The organism is Johannesbaptistia floridana (genome assembly GCF_057440575.1).
Genome location: NZ_JALKVM010000306.1, coordinates 1 through 1,460 on the forward strand (window position 1 = coordinate 1; position 1,460 = coordinate 1,460).

Consider the following 1,460-nt stretch of genomic DNA (forward strand, 5'->3'; position numbering starts at 1 on the left):
ATCCAAGATAAAAAAGCATCTTGACCTGCAAAATTACTTATGAAATATAATAACCTTTTGGAAATGTCGCCACTTGAAAGGTTGTTTTGGATTCATCAATTACGTTAAATAAAGCCGTCACGCTCCTATATTTTAACATGTTACCAAGGCAACTTATATTTTTTGCAACAGAACCCTCAAATCTCCCAATCTTGATATTTTAAATGGTCAATACGACTAAACTCTTTAATATTATGAGTAATTAAGATTAAATCGGATTTCGATTGCAATAGCAGCAATTTGTAAATCATAACCCCCAATGGGCGTCCCTAGACGATTTAACTGAGAGCGTATTTGACCCGCTATTTTAGCTGATTTTGGGTCAAAGTCCAGAATGGTAAATTGCCTACAAAAACGCTCTAGTTTTGCTAAATTTTGTTCTTGTCTTTGACTTTTGTAAGCACCATAATATAATTCTAACTGTACAATAGTACATAAATATATCTCTTCAGGTTGATGTTTCCTTAACTCATTAGTCACTGCCAAACTACTATTATTCAGTAATTTTATACAAACATTTGTATCTAATAAGTAATTCACAATAAATCTTCTCTTTCCTCATATTCTGGTTGTGCTTCTCTCACTAATTCTTCTCCTTCCCAACCGCCAATAACTTCCTCAAAAAAGCCTTTTTGCCATTCCTTTTGACTGATTTCTTTTTGGTTGTTAGATAAAGGAATGGTTTGAAAGACTAAAGTCACTTCTAAATCGGTATTTTTAATTTCAGGAGGTAAAGAAACTTGTAGAATTCCGTCTTCTCCTATATAAGTTTTGAAACTAATTGTTTTCATGATAAAATCTCTTAATGTGAAAGCAGAATATTAGATTAATTTTTTATTAATATTAACTATTATATCCTTTTTCGGTATTGTCAAGTTAATTGTTAGTACTACAAGTAAGTCAGCAATTACCTACTTTTTCATTTTTACTTAGTTAAATAGTTATATCTCACGGCTAATGATCAATAGAAATTAGTAACTATTGCTACTAACTGGTACTGTATTTGAGTAGAAAACGATTGTAACCAACCAGCAAATTCAAGCTACCCATCTTCATAAATAATTCTGATCACTGTTTTATTGATGTTTTAGTCAACTTTGGTGATAAAAGTCTTTTTCTTCTAGCTCTTCTTTGATTTCAGTCCAAAGGCGAAAAGCCGCTATTAACAAATACAATAGGTTTATTTTTGTTGCCCCTTGGGATGATCTTACAGACTATCAAACTTTGTTGCGGTTTTTAGGCGATTAATCTAAGATAAAAAAGCATCTTTAACCACAAAATTACTTATGAAATATAATAACCAATAAGCGCGATCGCTATCATCAGGGACGAGAAATTAAGATTATTACAGAGAAAGGATTGAAATATGACTAATCAACCAGAATCTACACCAGGGATACAAAATATTATTTCTACCCTCT

Annotated in this window: 2 protein-coding genes; both read right to left on the reverse strand. The window is 31.5% G+C overall.

The features are described 5' to 3' along the window. Positions 1 to 231: 231 nt before the first annotated feature. Complete coding sequence (locus tag MW688_RS18135; protein ID WP_486737422.1) at positions 232 to 579, reverse strand: type II toxin-antitoxin system VapC family toxin; 348 nt, start codon at positions 577 to 579, stop codon at positions 232 to 234. Then, positions 576 to 830, reverse strand: a complete 255-nt coding sequence (locus tag MW688_RS18140) for a hypothetical protein (RefSeq protein WP_486737423.1) — start codon at positions 828 to 830, stop codon at positions 576 to 578. The genes MW688_RS18135 and MW688_RS18140 overlap by 4 nt, the downstream gene beginning before the upstream one ends. Positions 831 to 1,460 lie beyond the last annotated feature (630 nt).